At 75.3% G+C, this 19,120-nt stretch carries 18 protein-coding genes and 1 pseudogene; 4 read left to right on the top strand and 15 right to left on the bottom strand.

Annotation, left to right across the window (positions count from 1 at the left end; translation table 11 throughout):
• Both ACWEO5_RS23625 and ACWEO5_RS23620 read right to left on the bottom strand, forming a co-directional pair.
• A pseudogene (locus ACWEO5_RS23625) lies at nucleotides 1-898 on the bottom strand (ABC transporter permease); the annotation flags it as partial.
• Entirely contained in the window at nucleotides 895-1,881 is a 987-nt protein-coding gene (locus ACWEO5_RS23620; RefSeq protein WP_452164284.1) for an ATP-binding cassette domain-containing protein, read from the bottom strand. The gene ACWEO5_RS23620 and the pseudogene ACWEO5_RS23625, both read right to left, overlap by 4 nt.
• Nucleotides 1,882-1,980: 99 nt before the next feature.
• Here ACWEO5_RS23620 and ACWEO5_RS23615 point away from each other — a divergent pair, with 99 nt between their 5' ends.
• Nucleotides 1,981-2,478: a GbsR/MarR family transcriptional regulator gene (locus ACWEO5_RS23615; RefSeq protein WP_452164283.1), complete on the top strand. Its 498-nt coding sequence runs from the start codon at nucleotides 1,981-1,983 to the stop codon at nucleotides 2,476-2,478.
• A gap of 60 nt (nucleotides 2,479-2,538) precedes the next feature.
• On the opposite strand, the gene ACWEO5_RS23610 is transcribed toward ACWEO5_RS23615, so the two are convergent.
• From ACWEO5_RS23610 to ACWEO5_RS23600, 3 genes are all read right to left on the bottom strand, one after another.
• On the bottom strand, nucleotides 2,539-3,627 hold the full coding sequence (locus ACWEO5_RS23610) for a TolB family protein (RefSeq protein ID WP_452164282.1): 1,089 nt from the start codon (nucleotides 3,625-3,627) through the stop codon (nucleotides 2,539-2,541).
• 88 nt (nucleotides 3,628-3,715) lie between these two features.
• Complete coding sequence (locus ACWEO5_RS23605; protein WP_452164281.1) at nucleotides 3,716-5,038, bottom strand: MFS transporter; 1,323 nt, start codon at nucleotides 5,036-5,038, stop codon at nucleotides 3,716-3,718.
• Nucleotides 5,039-5,044: 6 nt separating this feature from the next.
• Nucleotides 5,045-5,938 carry an alkaline phosphatase family protein gene (locus tag ACWEO5_RS23600; protein ID WP_452164280.1) on the bottom strand — a complete coding sequence of 298 codons (894 nt, stop codon included), beginning with the start codon at nucleotides 5,936-5,938 and terminating at the stop codon, nucleotides 5,045-5,047.
• A 286-nt stretch (nucleotides 5,939-6,224) separates the two neighbouring features.
• On the opposite strand from ACWEO5_RS23600, the gene cobC reads away from it, so the two are divergent.
• On the top strand, nucleotides 6,225-7,721 hold the full coding sequence (gene cobC / locus ACWEO5_RS23595; protein WP_452164279.1) for an Rv2231c family pyridoxal phosphate-dependent protein CobC: 1,497 nt from the start codon (nucleotides 6,225-6,227) through the stop codon (nucleotides 7,719-7,721).
• Nucleotides 7,722-7,854: 133 nt separating this feature from the next.
• On the opposite strand, the gene ACWEO5_RS23590 is transcribed toward cobC, so the two are convergent.
• From ACWEO5_RS23590 to ACWEO5_RS23575, 4 genes are read right to left on the bottom strand one after another with little or no spacing between them, the layout of a single operon-like run.
• Nucleotides 7,855-8,631 (bottom strand): MOSC domain-containing protein, encoded by a 777-nt coding sequence (locus ACWEO5_RS23590; RefSeq protein ID WP_452164278.1) that lies wholly within the window; start codon nucleotides 8,629-8,631, stop codon nucleotides 7,855-7,857.
• Nucleotides 8,628-9,164, bottom strand: a complete 537-nt coding sequence (locus tag ACWEO5_RS23585) for a hypothetical protein (RefSeq protein WP_452164277.1) — start codon at nucleotides 9,162-9,164, stop codon at nucleotides 8,628-8,630. Before ACWEO5_RS23585 ends, ACWEO5_RS23590 begins: the two co-directional genes overlap by 4 nt.
• Entirely contained in the window at nucleotides 9,161-10,321 is a 1,161-nt protein-coding gene (locus tag ACWEO5_RS23580; protein WP_452164276.1) for a M48 family metalloprotease, read from the bottom strand. The genes ACWEO5_RS23585 and ACWEO5_RS23580 overlap by 4 nt, the downstream gene beginning before the upstream one ends.
• 29 nt (nucleotides 10,322-10,350) lie before the next feature.
• Complete coding sequence (locus ACWEO5_RS23575) at nucleotides 10,351-11,283, bottom strand: MerR family transcriptional regulator (protein WP_452164275.1); 933 nt, start codon at nucleotides 11,281-11,283, stop codon at nucleotides 10,351-10,353.
• A gap of 319 nt (nucleotides 11,284-11,602) precedes the next feature.
• Here ACWEO5_RS23575 and ACWEO5_RS23570 point away from each other — a divergent pair, with 319 nt between their 5' ends.
• Nucleotides 11,603-12,364, top strand: coding sequence for a GNAT family N-acetyltransferase (locus ACWEO5_RS23570; protein ID WP_344552313.1), 762 nt, complete (start codon nucleotides 11,603-11,605; stop codon nucleotides 12,362-12,364).
• Between the two features lie 88 nt (nucleotides 12,365-12,452).
• Here ACWEO5_RS23570 and glnII read toward each other — a convergent pair whose 3' ends face one another.
• From glnII to ACWEO5_RS23540, 6 genes are all read right to left on the bottom strand, one after another.
• Nucleotides 12,453-13,475, bottom strand: a complete 1,023-nt coding sequence (gene glnII, locus ACWEO5_RS23565) for a glutamine synthetase GlnII (protein ID WP_452164274.1) — start codon at nucleotides 13,473-13,475, stop codon at nucleotides 12,453-12,455.
• Between the two features lie 207 nt (nucleotides 13,476-13,682).
• Nucleotides 13,683-14,645, bottom strand: coding sequence for an SCO1860 family LAETG-anchored protein (locus ACWEO5_RS23560; protein ID WP_452164273.1), 963 nt, complete (start codon nucleotides 14,643-14,645; stop codon nucleotides 13,683-13,685).
• Nucleotides 14,646-14,869: 224 nt separating this feature from the next.
• Nucleotides 14,870-15,547: a uracil-DNA glycosylase gene (locus ACWEO5_RS23555; RefSeq protein ID WP_452164272.1), complete on the bottom strand. Its 678-nt coding sequence runs from the start codon at nucleotides 15,545-15,547 to the stop codon at nucleotides 14,870-14,872.
• A gap of 166 nt (nucleotides 15,548-15,713) precedes the next feature.
• Entirely contained in the window at nucleotides 15,714-16,202 is a 489-nt protein-coding gene (locus ACWEO5_RS23550; protein WP_452164271.1) for a hypothetical protein, read from the bottom strand.
• 29 nt (nucleotides 16,203-16,231) lie between these two features.
• Nucleotides 16,232-16,756 carry a hypothetical protein gene (locus ACWEO5_RS23545; RefSeq protein ID WP_452164270.1) on the bottom strand — a complete coding sequence of 175 codons (525 nt, stop codon included), beginning with the start codon at nucleotides 16,754-16,756 and terminating at the stop codon, nucleotides 16,232-16,234.
• Nucleotides 16,757-16,832: 76 nt separating this feature from the next.
• Nucleotides 16,833-17,918, bottom strand: coding sequence for an amidohydrolase family protein (locus ACWEO5_RS23540; RefSeq protein WP_452164269.1), 1,086 nt, complete (start codon nucleotides 17,916-17,918; stop codon nucleotides 16,833-16,835).
• Nucleotides 17,919-18,037: 119 nt separating this feature from the next.
• On the opposite strand from ACWEO5_RS23540, the gene ACWEO5_RS23535 reads away from it, so the two are divergent.
• Nucleotides 18,038-19,120, top strand: coding sequence for an aminotransferase class V-fold PLP-dependent enzyme (locus tag ACWEO5_RS23535; protein ID WP_452164268.1), 1,083 nt, complete (start codon nucleotides 18,038-18,040; stop codon nucleotides 19,118-19,120).

The raw sequence follows: 19,120 nt of genomic DNA, 5'->3' as shown, positions 1-19,120 counted from the left end.
CCAGGCCGGGGGCGGCGGCGGCCGGGCCGGGGCGCTGCGGGAGCAGCCCGGCGCCCAGGTCGCGGCGGGCGACCAGGGCCCGGGCCAGCGCGGCGAGCAGGGCGGCCCCGGCCAGCGGGAGCAGCAGCACCCACCAGCGGTTCCCGGCGAACGCCCGGACCTGCTCGGGCCAGCCGAGCGGGGAGAGCCAGCCGACCCAGCCGGTGCCCGCGCCCGAGTCGCCGACGGCGCGCAGCACGAAGGCGGTGCCGATCGCCGCGCCCGCCAGTCCGTTGGCGGCCCGTCCGGTCTCGGCGAGCTGGGCGGTGACGGCGGCGAGCGCGGCGAAGAACAGGCCGGTGCAGCCGAGCGCGAGGCCGAAGGCGACCGCGCCGGCCGCGTCCTGACCGGCCGCCAGCAGGGCGGCGGCGACCAGCGCGGCCAGTGCCGCGTTCGCGGTGAGCGCGGCGGCCAGCGCGGCGGTCAGCGGGGCCCGGCGGCCGACGGCGCCCGCGCCGATCAGCTCCAGACGGCCGTCCTCCTCCTCGGCCCGGGTGTGCCGGACGACCAGCAGGGTGGACATCAGCCCGGCCAGCACCGCCCCGAACACGCCCATCCGCCACGCGGTCAGCCCACCCGTGGTGGAGCCGTCGAAGATCGGGCCGTACAGGGCGCGCAGCGAGCCGTTGCCGTCGATGCCCGCCGCGAAGGTCCGCCGGGACGCCTCGTCGCCGTACAGCTTGCGGAAGGAGAAGACGGTGGAGGCGACCATGCCGGTGCCGACGTACACCCACACCGGCAGGGCGATCCGGTCGCGGCGCAGGGCGAGGCGGTAGAGGACGCCGGTGCCCGCCAGGTCGTGGCCGCCGGGGGCGGCGGGGGTGGTGGCGGCGGGGGCGTTCAGGACCCGGCCGCTCATCGGACGACCGCCGCCGTGGGTTCGCCGCCGGGGCCGCCCCCGCTCCCGCCGCCGTTCCCGTCGTCGGCCCCGCCACCGCTCCCGCCGCCGCTCCCGCCCTCGCTCTCGCCGCCGTTCTCGTAGTGCCGCAGGAAGAGCTCCTCCAGCGTGGGCGGGCGGCTGGCCAGGGTGCGCACGCCCACCGCGTTGAGTTCGGTGAGCAGCGTGCCGAGCCGGTCGGTGTCGACCTGGCAGCGCAGCCGGTGGCCGTCCACGGCCAGGTCGTGGACGTAGTCGGGGCGGGGCGGGGGGCCGGCCAGTTCGGCGTCGATCGAGGTGCGGGTGAGGTGGCGCAGGTCGGCGAGGGTGCCGGTCTCCACGGTGCGGCCGGCCCGGATGATCGAGACCCGGTCGCACAGGGCCTCCACCTCGGACAGGATGTGGCTGGAGAGCAGCACGGTGGTGCCCCGGTCGCGGGCCTCGACGACGCACTCGCGGAACACCTCCTCCATCAGCGGGTCCAGTCCGGAGGTCGGCTCGTCCAGGATCAGCAGGTCGACGTCGGAGGAGAACGCGGCGACCAGCGCGACCTTCTGCCGGTTGCCCTTGGAGTAGGTGCGGCCCTTCTTGGTCGGGTCGAGTTCGAAGCGCTCCAGCAGCGCCGCCCGGCGGGCCGGGTCCAGTCCGCCGCGCAGCCGCCCGAGCAGGTCGATCGCCTCCCCGCCGGAGAGGTTGCGCCACAGCGTCACGTCCCCGGGGACGTAGGCGAGTCGGCGGTGCAGCGGCACCGCGTCCCGCCAGGGGTCGCCGCCGAGCAGGGCGGCGGTGCCGGAGTCGGCGCGCAGCAGGCCGAGCAGGACCCGGATGGTGGTGGACTTGCCGGAGCCGTTGGGCCCCAGGAACCCGTGGACCTCGCCCTGCTCGACCGTGAGGTCCAAGCCGTCCAGGGCGCGGGTGCGGCCGAAGGTCTTCACCAGGCCGGACACCGAGATCGCGGTTGTCATGAGACCGAAGCTACTCTGGTTTCACAAATTCGTGAAGTTACTGAAAGCCCTGGATCTTCGCGGTGTCAGGGGTGTGCGGGACGGCGGAAGGCGGGCGGCGTGGGCGGGACGGACGGGGTCGGGACGGACGGGGTCGGGCAGCGGGATCCGGCGGTGGTGGGCGAGTTCGTGGAGCGGTTCGCCGCCGTGCTCGTGGACGCCGGGTTCCCCCGGATGCCCGCCCGGGTGTTCACCGCGCTGCTGACCTCCGACTCCGGACGGCTGACCTCCGCCGAACTGGGCGAGCTGCTCCGGGTCTCCCCCGCCGCGGTGTCCGGCGCGGTCCGCTACCTCGTCCAGGTCGACCTGGTCCGCCGCGAGCACGAGCCCGGCTCCCGCCGCGACCACTACCGCATCCACGACCACGTCTGGTACGAGGCCACCACCAACCGGGACCGCACCCTGGCCCGCTGGGAGACCGGCCTGGTCGAGGGCATCGAGGCACTCGGTCCGGACACCCCGGCGGGGCGGCGGCTCGCCGAGTCGCTGGAGTTCTTCGGCTTCTTGCGGGTGGAGCTGGCCCGGATGATGGACCGCTGGCGCACCCGCCGCGCCTGACGGCCGGTCAGCGGGAAGCGCGGCCAGGGGCCCGGGGCTCCGCCTCCCCGCGGCCGGACGTCAGCCCAGGTAGGCGGGGGCGACCGCGGAGCGGACCAGGACGGCGGGGGTGCCGGTGCCGTCGGCGGGGACGGTCCACAGGTCGGAGCCGTAGTCGCCGGGCATCGAGTAGAGCAGGGTGTGGTCGTCGGACCACAGCGCCTGGTCGTCGATGTTGCGCTGCTCGGCGGTCGCGGTCTCGGTCATGGTGGCCAGGTCCAGCACGTACAGCCGCCAGGGGGCGGCCGGGTCGGCCCCCTCGACCCGCTTCTTGTAGGCGACCCGGGTGCCGTCCGGGGAGAGCGAGGGGCACTCGACGTTCTGGTGCAGGGTGGTGAGGGTGCGGACGGCCAGGTCGCCCTTGACCAGGTGGGTCCGGCCGCCGGTGGCGACCGTCGCGTAGAAGGTGCCGTCGTCGGCGAAGGTGACGCCCCAGACGTTGACGTCGGACGCCTGGACCCGGTGTCCGTCCTCGATCACCTGGAAGTTCTCCAGGTTGTCGTAGAACTGCCAGGTTCGGGTGTCGACGATCGCGGTGCGGGTGGAGAAGTTCGTGCCCGCGTACGAGTCGCCGCTGACGAACACCGTCCAGCCGACCAGGTGCCCGGACGGCGAGACCCGGGCCCGGGTCGGGATGCCCGGCGCGGGGAAGCGCTTGAGCTCGTGCAGCGAGGAGTCCAGCACCGAGGCGTGGTAGGTGTCGTCCAGTGCGCCGTGCTCGGCCTGCAGGCAGATGCCGGTGCCCGCGGCGGCGTGGAAGCGCAGGCACTTGACGCCGGACGCGGTGCGCGGGCCGTCGGGGGCGTCGGCGGACACCGAGGCGATCTCGTCCCGGTGCGGGCCCCAGGCCAGGTTGCGCAGCAGCAGTCGGCGGCCGCCCGCCGCGTCCAGCGAGAGCGGGCCCTCGCTGACCGGCGGGCCGCCCGCCTGCTCCTGGTCGCGGCGGTCGGAGCGCTGCGCGGCGTACCACACGGTGCCGGTGCCGACCCCGGCCAGCAGCAGCACGGCGACCAGCAGCACCAGCAGCTTGCGGCGTAGCGGGGAGGTGCCGTCCGGCCGGGGTCCGGGCGCCTGCTCGGAGACGGGGTCGGCGGTGGCGGGAGCGGTCATCGGGAGGCCCTCCGGGTGGAAAGTGCGGGCGGGTGGGGGCAGTGGCGGGACGTCAGGCGGCGGGTCGGGCAGTGGGGCGGGCAGTGGGTCAGGCGGCGGGGCCGGTGGCGGCCGCCGGGTCGCGCAGCAGCCGGGTCGCGGCGAGGGCGGTGACGGCGAGGGCGGCCGCCGTGACGGCCAGCGCGGGGCGGGGGCCCCACAGCGACCAGGCGGCGCCGAAGGCCAGCGAGCAGGCGAAGCGGGCCAGCGCCTGCCCGGTGCCGACCAGGGCCTGGCCGGCGCCCTGCTGGCCGTCGGGGACGGTCGCGGCGGTGGCGGCGGCCAGCACGCCGTCGGTGGCGGCGTAGAAGGTGCCGTGCAGCAGCAGGACCAGCGTCGCGGCGGGCACCCCGTCCAGCGGGGACAGCACGACCGCGTAGCCGCAGAGCAGGACGGCGTGGCCGAGCAGGAACAGGGTGCGGCGGCCGATCCGGTCGGCGACCAGGCCGAGCGGGACGGCCAGCAGCAGGAACACCGCGGCGGTGCCGAGCGGCAGCAGCGGGAACAGGTGCGCGGGCAGGTCGAGTTCGCGCTGCAGCAGCAGGTAGAGGAAGGAGTCGCTGACGGTGGTGAGGCCGAGCAGCACGGCGGCCAGGGTGAGCCGGCGCAGCGCGGGCCGGGACAGCAGGGCGAGCGCGTCGCGCAGCGTGGGCTTCGGCGCGGCGGCGTCGGCCGCCGGGAGGCCGGCCCGGGTGATCCGGCCCGGGACGAACAGCACCAGCAGCAGCACGCCGAGCACCGCGACGCAGCCGGAGACCGTGAACACGGCGCCGTAGCTGGAGCGTTCGGCCCGGTCGTCGGCGATCCGCAGCACGGCGAAGGCCAGCAGCGGGCCGATCAGCGCGCCGGTGGTGTCCATCGCGCGGTGCACGCCGAACGCCCGGCCGCGGTGCTCGGGGGCGGTGGCCAGCGAGATCATCGCGTCCCGCGGCGCGGTGCGCAGGCCCTTGCCGGTGCGGTCGACCGCCAGCACGCCGCTGATCAGCGGCAGGGTGTGGACCAGCAGCAGCAGCGGCTTGCACAGCGCGGACAGGCCGTAGCCGAGTCCGGCGACCAGTTTGTGGCCGCGGCCGCCGCGGTCGGCGAGGTGGCCGCCGAGCAGGCGCACCAGCGCGCCGACGCCGTTGTTGATGCCGTCGAGCAGGCCGAAGCCCAGCGGGGACAGGCCGAGCGCGGTGACCACGTACAGCGGCAGGACCGCGCTGACCATCTCGGAGGAGACGTCGGTGACCAGGCTGACCGCGCCGAGCGCGAGCACGGTGCCGGGAACGGCGGCGGTGACGGCGGCGGCGGGGCGCCGCCCCGGACCGGAGTCCGGGGCGGCGTCCGCGGCGCGGTCACTCTTGGTGGAGCGGGCGTCCGCGAGGTACATCAGGCGTCAGTTCCAGATGCCGGTGATGTCGGCGGCGGAGGCGGCGTTGCCCGCGTGGGTGCTCAGGCCCGCCAGGTCCTCCAGGGTGCGCAGCACGTTGTAGTGGTTGTAGGTGGTGGCGCTGCTGGAGCCCGGGGTGACGTGCTGGCCGTAGACGACGGTCGGGATCCGGTTGCCGGAGAGGCTGTTGTCCTCGTCGAAGGTGACGATCAGGATGCTGTTGTGGGTCTGCGCCCAGGTCGCGTAGGCGCCCAGGTTGTTCTTGAGCCAGGTGTCGCCGGTGGTCACCGAGCAGTCGTGCATGTCGTTGCACAGGTTCGGCACCACGAAGGAGACCTTCGGCAGCGTGGTGTAGTCGGTCGGGAACTGGGCCATGGTGTACGCGGTGTTGGTCGGCACGTTGGAGAAGCCGAACCACGGGTTGTGCTTCTGCGCGTACTTGGTGCTGGAGTTGGAGCAGACGGTGGAGCCCTGGCTGGGCAGGCCCTCGTTGTAGGAGCCCCAGGTCTTGCCGGCCTCGATCAGCTCGGAGGCCAGGTTGGCGGCGCTCTTCGAGCCGACGCCCACGCAACTGTCGTCGGTGCGGCCCTGGTTGGAGCCGGAGAACAGCATGTAGTAGTTCGGCTCCGACGGGTGGGTCAGGCCGTAGGACTGGGTCAGGTTGGCGCCGCCGGCCTTCAGCGTGTTGTTCAGGTAGGGGGCGCTGGAGCTGCCGATGACCTGGCTGTACGCGTGGTTCTCCATCACCACGACGATCACGTGGTCGGGGGTGGGCAGCGCGGCGGCCTGCGCGGTGGAGCCGGTCGCGGCCCACAGGCCCAGCGAGGCGGCGGTGAGGGCGACGGTGCTGCCGATCGCGGTCAGGCGGCGCTTGGCACGACGGCTGAGCTGAACGGACATGGCGGAAGTCCTCCGGGGAGAAGCAATGTACGGGACAAGGGTGGTGGAGCGCCGGAAACGCTAGGGCCGCCTCCGTGACGGACGAATGCCGCCCGACGTGAAGAACAGGCGAACGGTTGGCTGTGCAACTTCGGCTCCCCGGCGCTTTTCGGCCAGCCGGGCGACGCTTCTCACAGCTGTCCCGATTGACCCTGCTCGGACCGACATGGTGGGATTCCCACGGCCCGGCGGCGGCACCGGACCGGGCCCGCACGGAACGGAACGGACAGGGAGGGCCGAGCAGCACGTGGACGGCGCACCCCACCCCCCGGCGTGCGCCCCCGGCGTGGTGCTCGGCCTCGGCCTGCGGCGCGGCACCCCCGCCGCCGAGGTGCTCCGCGCCGCCGACGCGGCCCTCGCCGCGCTCGGCCTCGACCGCACCGCCGTCACCCGGGCCGCCACCCTCGACAGCAAGCTGTTCGAACCCGGACTGCGCGCCGCCGTGCGGGAGTTGGGCGTCCCACTGACCGGCCACCCGGCCGCCGTGCTGGCCGCCGCCGAAGTCCCCGGCGGCTCCGCCCGGGTCGCCGCCGCGGTCGGCACCCCCAGCGTCGCCGAGGCCGCCGCGCTGGTCACGGCCGGACCCGGCGCACGCCTGCTCGCCCCGCGCACCGCGACCGCCTCGGCCACCGCGGCGCTCGCCGCCCCGCCCCCAGGCTCCCCAGGAGGACAACAGGTGAACCAGCAGCCCGATCTGCGCCATCACGGCGACGCCGAAGTGCGCGCCGCCGGGCTGGTCGACCTCGCCGTCAACGTCCGCACCGGCACCCCGCCGCCCTGGCTGCACGCCCACCTCGCCGCCACCCTCGCCGACCTCGCCGCCTACCCGGACGGCACGGCCGCCCGCGCCGCGGTCGCCGCCCGGCACGGCCGCCCGACCGGCGAGGTGCTGCTCACCGCGGGCGCGGCCGAGGCGTTCGTGCTGCTCGCCCGGGTCCTGCGGCCGCGCCGCGCGGTGGTCGTGCACCCGCAGTTCACCGAACCCGAGGCGGCGCTGCACGACGCCGGGCACACCGTCCACCGCGCCCTCCTCACACCGGAGCAGGGCTTCCGCCTGCTGCCCGGGGCGGTCCCCGAGGACGCCGACCTGGTGGTGGTCGGCAACCCCACCAACCCCACCTCCATCCTCCACCCGGCCGCCGCCCTCGCCGAGCTGGCCCGGCCCGGCCGCACCCTGGTCGTCGACGAGGCCTTCATGGACACCGACCCCGGCGAGACCCAGAGCCTGGCCGCCGTCCGCGACCTGCCCGGCGACGTGGTCGTGCTGCGCAGCCTCACCAAGACCTGGGGCCTGGCCGGACTGCGGATCGGCTACCTGCTCGCCCCCGCCCCGCTGGTCAGCGCGCTCGCCGCCGCGCAACCCCTGTGGCCGGTCTCCACGCCCGCGCTGGCCGCCGCCGAGATCTGCTCCGCCCCCGCGGCCCTGGCGGAGGCCGAGCAGGCCGCCCGCACCACCGCCGCCCACCGCGCCCACCTGCTGGCCGGCCTCGCCGCCGTCCCCGGCCTGCGCGTCCACGGCACCCCGGCGGCCTCCTTCGTCCTGATCCGCCTCCCGGACGCCACCACCGTCCGCGCCCGGCTGCGCGAAGCCGGCTACGCCGTCCGCCGCGGCGACACCTTCCCCGGCCTCGGCCCCGACTGGCTCCGCATCGCCGTCCGCGACCCGGCCACCACGGACGCGTTCCTCAAGGCCCTGCAGAGTGTGCGTTCAGGGGCTCGGGGAACGGCGAGTCCGAGCTGCTGACGGCCGGAGCCCATCGAAGGTCCGTGCTGCTGCGTGTCTTCAAGGGAACCGGAAGCAGATGCGCGCTCCGGCAGTGAACCGTCAGCAGACCGGGCCTCGCCGTTCCCCGAGCCCCTGGCGGGGGCTCTCGCTCTCAGTGGAGCGTGACCGCGTCCCCCACCCCGACCGTCCCCGGCGCCACGACCTGCGCGTACACGCCGACGCACGGCAGCGGGGGCATCCCGGGCAGCGGGTGGATCCGGTTCTCCCGGGCGGGGCGGCGCAGGGCCTCCGGGTCCGGGGGCAGCGGGCCGTGCGCGAGGGTGGGGATCGCGCAGCGGGGCGTGGCGGCGATGACGCGCAGTCGCAGCTCGGGGCCGACGGCGAGTTCGCGGCCGACCCAGGCGTTCTCGGCGTACGGCGGCCCGTCGTGCTCGATCACCAGGTTGGGCCGGTAGCGGGCGGCGGGGGTGCCGGCCAGGCTCGCGGTGGTGATCAGGTGCAGCGGGGCGAAGTCGAAGAAGCTGCCGGGTTCCGCCGCCGCGCCGAAGTCCTGGACGGTGTGCTCGACTTCGGCGTCGATCCCGGCGGCGAGCACCTGCTCGGGCACCGAGCGGTGCAGCACCGTGCCGGCCGGCCGTTCGTCGATCAGCCGGACGGGGCGGCCGAGCAGCGCGGAGATCCCGGCGTCGTCGAGCGCGGTGCCGTCCGGCCCGGTGATCCGCACCCCGTTCTCCAGCCGTTCCGCGCGGAGCGTGAGCAGGCGGCGCCAGGTGCGGGGTTCCTTCGCACTGGCGATCCGGCCGTCGGTGAGGTCGAGCAGGGCGTAGCGGCGGTCGCCGTCGAGGCCGTGCGTGTCGATCCGGGCCCGGGGGACGGTTTCGCCGAGCAGCGACTTGACGGGGTGGCGGTGCAGCGTGGCGATCCTCAACTCCCGTTCACCTCCGCCCAGTCGGCGAGCAGCGTGAAGTCCGCGGGCCGCAGGCCGCACCGGTGGTCGACGGTCAGGGTGAACGCGGGGGCGGGGTGGTGGGCGGCGATCCAGGCGGTGTCCCGGGGTTCGATCTCGTCGTCGACCCAGGCGAACGGGCGTCCGGCGGCGTGGGCGACCAGGTGGCGGGTCTTCCAGTGCAGCCCGTCCGGATCGTCGTGGTGCATGGACGGCCAGTCCACGTACGGGAGTTGCGGCAGGCCGAGGAGCGGGGCGAGGTGCTCGTTGGCCTCGTCCTTCCAGGTGGTGGCCCAGACCAGCTCGTAGCGCAGGGCGAGCAGGGCGGGCCCGTGGTCGGGGTGCAGCCAGACCCGCAGCGGCCTGGGGTTGCGGATGCCGGCGGCGTGCTGGCGTTCGCGCCAACTGCGCACCGGGACGCGGTGGGTGAGGTACCCCTCGGGGCGGCGGTAGGGGCTGCCGACGTACGGGGCGAGCGGGCCGTCGACGTCGAGCATCAGCAGGGGGCGGGTCACCGGGCCTCCCGGGCGGTGAGCCAGTTCCGGGCGGCGGCGATCCGCCGGCCGGTGCTGGGGTGGGTGGCGAGCAGCAGTTCGATGGCGCGGGGCGGGTACGGGTCGGCGACGTTGGCGACCGCGAGGCGGCGCTGCATGGCGATGAACTGTGGTGCGTCGCCGGTGAGTTCGAGGGCGTGCCGGTCGGCGCGGGCTTCGATCCGGCGGCTGGTCGCGCACTGCACGGGGGTGCTGAGCGCGCCGAGCAGGGCGGCCAGCGCGGCCAGCAGCGGCAGCGAGCGCGGGTCCTGGGCGGTGTCGGCGCCGGCCGCGTCCAGCAGCGGGCGCCAGGCGAGCAGCGCGGCCAGCACCGGGACGACGACGGCCGCGCCGAGCGCGCCGAGGACGGTGCCGGTGGCGACGTCCCGGTGCTTGACGTGGCCGAGTTCGTGGGCGGCGACGAGTTCGATCTCGCGCGGCTGCGCGGTGGACAGCAGGGTGTCGTAGACGACGATCCGCCGGGTCGGGCCGAAGCCGGAGACGTACGCGTTCAGCGCGGTGGTGCGGCGGGAGGCGTCGGCGACCAGCACGTCGCGCACCGCGATGCCGTCGCGGCGGGCCAACTCCAACAGGGCGGTGCGCAGTTCACCGTCGGGCAGCGGGGAGAAGCGGTTGAAGAGCGGTTCGAAGACCAGCGGGTGCAGGAAGGACAGCGCGACGGTCAGCAGTGCGGCGGCGGCCGCGGCGGGCAGCCACCAGTGGTCCGGCGAGCGGCCGATCAGCGCGTACAGGCCGAGTGCGAGCGGCAGGAACAGGGCGAGCGCGACGCCGGTGCCGCGCAGCGCGTCCACCGCCCAGCCGGCCCAGCCCTGGGTGACCAGGCCGTACCGGGCGGAGACCGCCCGCACCCGGGCCGAGAACGGCAGCGTCACCACCCGTCCGAGCAGCACCAGCGCCGCCGCGCCCGCCAGCACCTCGGCCGCCCAGCCGCCGCCGAACCAGCCGCCGACGGCACTCACCAGGCCCGCCCCGGCGGCCGTGAACCCGAGGGCGGCGCTCAGCGCGAGCGAGGCCAACTGCCCGCCCAGCGCCCACGGCAGCCGGGCGCGGCGCAGCGCGCGGCCGCGCTCCCGCTCCTGCGGGGTGAAGTCGCCCTCGGCGGGCGCGGTGTCAGCCATGGGACCAGCCTAGGGCGCCGCGCACCCGGTTATCCGGCCGCGCGCAGGGCGGCCGCGAACCAGGCGAACACGGGGGCCAGTCCGGGCGGGGCGGGCCAGCCGTTGATCCGGGCCAGCAGGGCCCAGTAGCGCTCGGCCCGGGGGTCGGCGGCCACCTCCAGGCGGCGCAGGATCCAGCCGCGCAGCGCGGCGTCGTCAGGGCGGCCGAACACCTCGGCGTAGCGGGCGGTCAGCCCGGCGACCGCGGCGTCAGCGGCGGGGGTGCCGGGGGCGGTGCCGGCGGCGAGCGCAGCGCCCACCACCTCCCGCACCCGTTCGGTGAGTTCGTGGTGCAGGCCGGTGGTGTCGCCCTCGGCCCGCTGCTCGGCCTGGTAGGCGGCCATCCGCCGCAGGGCGGCCCGGAAGTCCTGGTCGGCGGTGAGTTCGGCGAGTTCGGCCCAGGCGGTGAGCTGTTCGGTGCTCGGGTCCTCGGGCAGTTCGGGGACGGCCGCGCGCAGCGCCGCGACGAGTTCGGGGTTGGCGTCGGCGGTGCCGAAGGTGTCGTCGACGAACTCCTCGATCAGGCGGCGGCGCTCCTCGGCGGACAGTCGGACCAGGCGGTGCATCAACGCGGTCTCCTCGGGGTCGGTTCCGTGTTCGGCGACGGCCCGCAGCACGGCGCGTTGCCGGCGCAGCGTGCGGATCCGCAGGTCGATGGCACCGGCGTGTGCCCGGGCTACCTCGGCGAGGCTCTCCTCGCGTTCCAGGACCCGCCGCACCGCGTCCAGTCCCAGCCCCAACTCGCGCAGCGTGCGCACGAGTTCGAGCCGGGCCAGGGCCTCGGCGCCGTACCGCCGGTAGCCGGCCGCGGTGCGGTCGGTGAACGGCACCAGGCCGGTGTCCGAGTAGTACCTGATGGCCTTCACCGTCAGCCCGGTACGCCGCGCCAGCGCGCCGATGGTCAGCAGCCCGTCGTCGTCCATGCCCACCACCCTGCCGTCTCCCCCGGGGGGAGACTCAAGCGGCGGCGGCCGCCGGGCCGCCGGCCGCACCGGCGCAGGGCGGGCACGGCGCGGGCGGGCGGGCATAGCGCGCCGGATCCCGGCCTCGTACGCGACCACCGCCGCCAGGTAGCGCAAGGCCGTTCTTCCCCCGTCCGGCGTGCGCACCCCGGGACGTCCGGTGGCGCGGCCGGATCCTGGCCAGCCCAACGCCCTTGGCGCGAAAGGGTTTTCCGCCCCCGCGCGGGCCGGTACGACAAACCGCTCGAACCGGGCGGAGCGGTCGGCCTACGATGGGCCGATGAGCGAGGAGAGCCTGCGGGTCGCCCTGGAGTTCCGTCGCGCCTTCGCCCGGCGGCAGGCCGCCGAGGTGGTGGAGGTGCCGGGCGGGTTCGGGGTGCTGAGCGCGGAGTTCGCGTACTCGCACGAGCACAACCAGCTGCTGCTGGACGCCCCGCCGAGCGGGACCGACGTGGCGGGGCTGGCCGAGCGGGTGCTCGGGCACCTGGGGCACCGGCGGATCTCGGTGTTCGACGACGCCTCGGGGCTGGCCCTCGCCCCCGGCCTGGCGGCCGCCGGGTACCGGCACGAGACCGAGCTGGTGATGGTGCACCGGGGGCCGCTGCCGCCCGGCGGCGGCGCCGGGCCGGTCGGGCCGGACGAGCTGGCCCCGGCCCTGGAGCGGCAGTGGCGGCACTGGCTGCCGTGGGCGCCGGACGACTCGATCGCCCAGCTGGTGAACCGGCGCACCGCCCGCGCGGCGGGCGCCGAGCGGGTGCTGACGCTGGCCGCCCGGGACACCGACGGCGAGTTCGGTTCCTGGGCCGACCTGTACCAGGACGCCGCGGGCACCGCCCAGATCGAGGACCTGGCCACCGCCGAGGAGCACCAGCGCCGCGGCCTGGCCGACGCCGTGCTGGCCACCGCGCTGCGGCTGGCCGCCGACCGCGCCCCCGGCGGCCTGCGCTTCCTGGTCGCCGACGCCGAGGACTGGCCCCGGCACTGGTACGCCCGGCGCGGTTTCGTCCCGGTCGGCCGCACCCACGGCTTCGTCCTGTCCTGAGCCCCGCCGGAGCACCCCGGCACGACGACGGCGCCCGCCGTCCCCCTCGCGGGGAGCGGCGGGCGCCGTCGTGCGGTCAGCGGGCGGATCAGACCTGGCCGGCCTTCTCCAGGGCCTCGCAGCAGGTGTTGACGATCAGGCGGGTGACCACGTACGGGTCGACGTTCGCGTTCGGGCGACGGTCCTCGATGTAGCCCTTCTGGTCCACCTCGACCTGCCACGGGATGCGGACCGAGGCGCCGCGGTCCGACACGCCGTAGGAGTAGACGTTCCACGGGGCGGTCTCGTGCTTGCCGGTCAGGCGGGACTGGATGTCGTCACCGTACTGGTTGACGTGCTCCAGGACCTTCTCCTGGGAGGCGCCGAGCGACTCGCAGGCGGTGATGATGGCGTCGTAGCCCTCGCGCATCGCCTTGGTGGAGAAGTTGGTGTGCGCGCCCGCACCGTTCCAGTCGCCGCGGACCGGCTTGGCGTCGAGGGTGGCGTCGATGCCGAACTCCTCGGAGGTGCGGTAGAGCAGGTAGCGGGCGATCCACAGGTCGTCCGAGACGGTCAGCGCGTCGACCGGGCCGATCTGGAACTCCCACTGGCCGGGCATGACCTCGGCGTTGATGCCGCAGATCGCCAGGCCGGCGTCGATGCAGCGGTCGAGGTGCAGCTCGACGATCTCGCGGCCGAAGACCTCCTCGGCACCCACGCCGCAGTAGTAGCCGCCCTGCGGGGCCGGGTAGCCGCCCTCGGGGAAGCCGAGCGGGCGGGAGCCCTTGAAGAAGGTGTACTCCTGCTCGATGCCGAAGATCGCCTCCTGCCCGGCGTAGCGCTCGGCGACCTCGCGCAGCGCGGCGCGGGTGTTGGTCACGTGCGCGTCACCGTTGGTCTCGAAGACCTCGCACAGCACCAGGATGTTCTCGCCGCCGCGGATCGGGTCCTTGACGACCTTCACCGGCTTCAGCACGCGGTCCGAGGCGTGACCCTCGGCCTGGTTGGTCGAGGAACCGTCGAAGCCCCAGGTGGGGATCTTGTCGGCGTTCGGCAGCACCCGGGTCTTGGAGCGAAGCTTCGCGGTCGGCTTCGTGCCGTCGATCCAGATGTACTCGGCCTTGATCGCCATCGCGGTGATCCTCACTGCTTGGGTGGTGGGTGCCCGCGTAGCGTCGCAAGCCGCCGTTTCCCGGTTGTTCCTCCTATGTAACGCCCATGTGAACCAACGGTCCGCAGCGGCGCGCTCACCCTCGGAGAGACCCCGTCTCGCGATGCGGGCGCGCCACCGGGACACAAGGGGCGAAACGGGCTCCGCCCCCGCGCGGCGACCGGACGGTCAGCGGTGCCGGGCGTGCGCCGCGCGCCGCCGCCGGGTCATCCACACCGCCGCGCCGCCCGCCACCAGCAGCGTGCCGCCGCCCGCGGCCAGCACCGTGCTCCCGGAGGAACCGGTGTACGCCAGCTCCTCCCCGTCCGCCTTCGGCACCGCGCGGTTCTGCCCGGAGGCCGACGCCGGGGCCGACGCCGACGCCGACGCCGCCGTCGAGGGCGAGGCCGCGGGCGAGGAGACCTCCGCCGCCGGGGCGACCGCCGCCACCGGCTTCTCGCAGGACACCGAGGCGACCGTCACCGTGCCGTTCACCTTGGCCACGTTCAGGTTGAGCGGGTTCAGCACCACCTTCACCTCCAGCGCGGAGGCCGCCGCCGTGCTGGAGGTCACCGTCTTCTTGGCGAACTCGACGTCCACCGAGCCGATCGCCGGAACGTCCACGTGGGTCGGCGAGTTGAGGCCCACCGTCACCGACTTCCCCAGCACGGTGAGCTTCGCGGGCGCGGTGACGTTCGCGGTCGGCACCCCGTCCACCGGGCAGCTCACCTCGCTGCTCATCGCCTCCAGCCCGAGCAGCGTGGTCAGCGGCAGGCCCGGCACGTGCACGTCGGCGTCCACCAGCTTCACGGACGCGGTGGCCAGCCGGTCGTCCACCTTGGTGACCGACTTGCCGACCTCGGCCTTCACCAGCGTCACCGGCCGGCCGCCGTCCACCCCGTCCACCTTGGCGGTCAGCATCGCGCCGTCCCGCTGGGCGGGCGACTCCACCTTGTTGAGCGCCACGTCCACCGGGACGTTCACCGCGTTCAACAGCGTCACGTCCAGGGCCAGTTCGGCGGTCACCGCACTGGCCCTCCCGGATTTCGCGGGCGTACCGGCACCGGCGGCCGAGGCCGGGGACAGCGGCAACCCGACCGTGAGCGCGGACGCCGCCAGGGTCGAGACGGCAACCGAACGCAGAACAGACATGACAGGAACCCCCACGCGTGGTGAACGGTAGAGCGCGCCCGCGACCTCACCCGGCGGACCGCACGGGGAGGGGACTCGCGCTCTCGACTGCCGTCAGTCTCTTCGAACAGTGCGTCACTCCAGCAACACAGAGCGTCATTTCACTCCTTCGGGTGAGGTTGACGCTCTGGACTGACCGTTTCCGGTTCCGGAACGACGGCTTCCCGCCAGGATCCGGCCGTCGATCAGGGCAGGCGCCAGTCGACCGGCCGGCCGCCCTGGCGGACCAGCAGGTCGTTGGCGCGGCTGAACGGGCGGGACTTGAAGAAGCCGCTGTTCGCCGAGTAGGGGCTGGGGTGCGGCGACTCGATGCAGGGGACCTGGCCGAGCCAGGGCTTCAACTCGCGGGCGTCACGGCCCCAGAGGATGGCGACGAGCGGGCTGTTGCGGGCGGCGAGCGCCTTGATCGCCTGCTCGGTGACGGCCTCCCAGCCCTTGCCGCGGTGGCCGTTGGTCTTGCGGGTCTGGGTGGTGAGGGCCCGGTTGAGCAGCAGGACGCCCTGGTCCGCCCAGGGGGTGAGGTCGCCGTTGGAGGGAGCCGGGAGGCCGAGGTCCTCGCTGTACTCCTGGTAGATGTTGGCCAGGCTGGGCGGTACCGGCCGGACCTCGGGCGCGACCGAGAAGCTCAGGCCGACGGCGTGCCCCGGAGTGGGGTACGGGTCCTGGCCGACGATCAGCACCCGGACGTCGTCGAACGGCTGCTGGAAGGCGCGCAGCACCTGCGGGCCGGGCGGCAGGTAGGTGCGGCCGGCGGCGATCTCGGCGCGCAGGAAGTCGCCCATCACGGCGACCTGTCCGGCGACCGGTGCGAGGGCCTTGGCCCAGCCGGGTTCCACTACTTCGTGCAAGGGTCGAGCAGCCATGGCAGAAGCCTATCGGCCGCACTGACAAGCGGAGTTCGCCAGGTCCTCAGGGCTGTTCCCGGCCGCACCGGAAGGGCACCCCGAGCGCGGCGGCGGCCTGCCGGCCGGAGGGCCGCCGGCTGGCCCCCGTGCTCCCCGTTTCCGCCATGGCGGAATGCTTCCCCGTTCAGCCCTCGCCGATCCCGTGGAACGGCACCCCGAGCGCGGCGGCGGCCTGCCGGCCCAGCCACTCGGCGGCGGCCTCGACGGCCTCGGCGGGCGCCCCGTCGGCGGCCGGTTCGCCGGGGCGCAGGTAGCGGGCGGCGGTGGCGGCGTCCACGGTGGTCAGCACCTGGCTGCCGTCCGCGCTCTCCACCAGCAGTTCGACGCCCGCCCCGGCCCGGGCCGCCCGGACGGCGAGGACGGGGGCGTCCGCCCCGGAGACCCGCCCGGTGAGCGCCTCGGCGTCCGCGAGGGGGTCGGGCGGGGCGGGCGGGGCGGGCGGCAGTCGTCCGTCGAGGATCTCCCGGCCCAGCGCGAGGCCGATGCCGTCCGCCGCCCCGTGCAGCAGCCGGAACGCCGGGCCGTACCGCCCCAGGGCCAGTTCCGCGTCGATCCGCTCGCGCACCTCGACGGGCAGCGCCTCCCAGCGGGCGGCCGCCTCCCCCTCCGTCACGGCCCGCCCGGCCCCCGCCGCCGCTCCCGTCACCGCCACCGCCCGCGCGGGGCGTCGTCGTCGGGCTCGTCGGGGCCGGCGAAGTGGAACGGGAGGCCGAGCGCGGCGGCGAGTTCGCGGCCGATCCGGTCGGCGGCGGCGGCGACGGTGCCGCCGTGGTGGCGGGCGGTGCCGGCGTCCACCGCGGTCAGCACGTGGTCGCCGCGCTCGCCGACCGCGAGCAGCAGGACGCACCGGTCGCGGACGGTGTCGCCCGCCCAGACGGCTTCGACGGCGAGCAGGCGGTCGCCGGTCCCGGTGGCCCGGCGGACGAGTTCCGCGGTGTCCTGCGGCGGCGCGGCGGGCGGGCCGACCCGGGCGACGCGGGCGGAGAGGATCGCCATGCCCTGGTGGATGCCGACCCCGGCGCGCCGGGTGCCCCGGTCGACGTCCAGCAGCAGCTTGACCGCCTGGACGTTCCGGCCCGCCCGCACCTCCCGGTCCACCCGCTCGCGGGTCTCGGCGGGCAGCGCGTCCCACCAGGCGAGCGCCTGTTCGTCCGTCATGCCGGTCATCGGGCGAACGCTCCCGGGCGTCTTCCGCACGGGAGCCCGGCACGCGCCCCGCCGAACGCCGCGCCGCGCGTCCCGCTCACACCACCCGCCCGTTCAGCACCACGTGCGCGGGCGCGGCCAGCACCCGCAGGTCGGCGCGCGGGTCGGCCGGGTAGACGACGAGGTCGGCGGGGGCGCCCTCGGTGAGGCCGGGGCGGCCGAGCCAGGCGCGGGCGGACCAGGCGGTGGCGGCGAGGGCCTCGACTGGGGTGAGTCCGGCCTTGGTGAGTTCGAGGGTCTCCTCGGCGACCAGGCCGTGGGCGAGCGAGCCGCCGGCGTCGGTGCCGACGTAGATCGGGATGCCGGCGTCGTGCGCGGCGCCGACGGTGTCGTAGCGGCGGGCGTGCAGCCGGCGCATGTGGGCGGACCAGGTGGGGAACTTGGCCTCGCCGCCGTCGGCGAGGCGGGGGAAGGTGGCGATGTTGACCAGGGTGGGGACGATCGCGACGCCGCGTTCGGCGAAGGCGGGGATCAGGTCCTCGGTGAGGCCGGTGGCGTGTTCGACGCAGTCGATGCCGGCGGCCAGCAGGTCGGGCAGCGACTCGGTGGCGAAGCAGTGCGCGGTGACCCGGGCGCCCTCGGCGTGGGCGGCGGCGATCGCTTCGGCGAGGGCGTCGCCGGGCCAGCAGGCGGTGAGGTCGCCGACGCCGCGGTCGATCCAGTCGCCGACCAGCTTGACCCAGCCGTCGCCGCGCCGGGCCTCGGCGGCGGCGTAGGCGGCGAGGTCGCCGGGTTCGATCTCGTGAGCGTAGTTGCGGATGTAGCGGCGGGTGCGGGCGATGTGCCGACCGGCCCGGATGATCTTCGGGAGGTCGTCGCGGTCGTCGATCCAGCGGGTGTCGGCGGCGGATCCGGCGTCCCGGATCAGCAGGGTGCCGGCCTCCCGGTCGGTGAGCGCCTGCTTCTCGCTGGTGTCGCGGTCGACGGCGCCGTGCGCGTCCAGGCCGACGTGGCAGTGGGCGTCGACCAGGCCGGGCAGGGCCCAGCCGGTGAGGGTGGCGGCGGGTTCGGCGGCGGGGCGTTCGAAGGTCACCCGCCCGTCCACGGCCCAGAGTTCGTCCCGGACGTCGTCGGGGCCGACCAGGACCCGGCCCTTGATGTGCAGCACCACGCGGTCTGTCATGCGTGGCACTGTACTCGGCGCCACCCGCCGGACCGGGGGCGTTCTGGGGCAGACTGTTCGACGGCCACCCTCCGCCCGCCGGCCCGCCGGCGCCCCGCCGTACCGAAAGGCCCTCCCGCATGCTGCTCGACCTTCCCCCGATGACCGCCGACCGGTTCGCCGCGATCGAGGACGGGGTGGCGGCGCTGCTGCGCACCCGCAACGACGTGATCGTCACCCAGGGCGAGGCGCTGCTGCCGCTGGAGGCGGCGATCAAGGGCGCGGCGCACCCGGGTTCGACCGCGCTGAACGTCGTCACCGGCCCGTACGGGCAGACCTTCGGCGGCTGGCTGCGCGACGCGGGAGCGAAGGTGGTCGACCTGGCGGTGCCGTACGACTCGGCGGTCGGCGCCGTCCAGGTCGCGGCGGCGCTGAACGAGCACCCGGAGATCGACTTCGTCTCGCTGGTGCACGCCGAGGCGGCGACCGGCAACACCAACCCGGTCGCGGAGATCGCCGACGTGGTGCGGCAGCACGGCGCGCTGCTGATGCTGGACGCGGTGGCCTCGGTGGCCGCCGAGCCGCTGCTCACCGACGAGTGGGGCGTCGACCTGTGCGTGATCGGCGGCCAGAAGGCGATGGGCGGCCCGGCGGGCGTCTCGGCGGTGTCGGTGAGCGAGCGCGCCTGGCAGCGGATCGCCGCGAACCCGGCCGCGCCGCGCCGCTCCTACCTCTCCCTGCTGGACTGGAAGGAGCGCTGGACGGACGCCGGCCGCACCCAGCTGCCGCACGCCCCGGCCCAGTTGGAGATGCTCGCGCTGGAGGAGTGCCTGGCCGCGATCGAGGCCGAGACGCTGGACGCGGTGATCGCCCGGCACCGCGCCGCAGCCGCCGCCACCCGCGCGGGCGCCCTCGCCCTGGGCACCCTCGCCCCCTACGTCCGGCTCCCCGAGCACGCCGCCCCGGTCGCCACCACCCTGCGCACCGCCGAGGGCCTCAACGCCGCCGACCTGGCCGCCGAACTCCGCCGCCACGCCCCGCAGTTGCCCGTCCAGGCCGGCGGCGGCCCGCTCGCCACCACCATGCTCCGCCTCAACCACTACGGCCCGGCCGCCACCCCGGAAACCGTCATCGCCACCCTGGAACTCCTCGCCCAGGCCACCGACACCCCGGCCGCCCCGGCGGTCGCCGCGGCCACCGAGGCGTGGGAGCAGGCGATCTGA

This window comes from Kitasatospora sp. NPDC004272 (assembly GCF_053603035.1).
The sequence above is the reverse complement of the archived record's forward strand: the minus strand, read 5'-3'. Positions and strand labels throughout refer to the sequence as shown.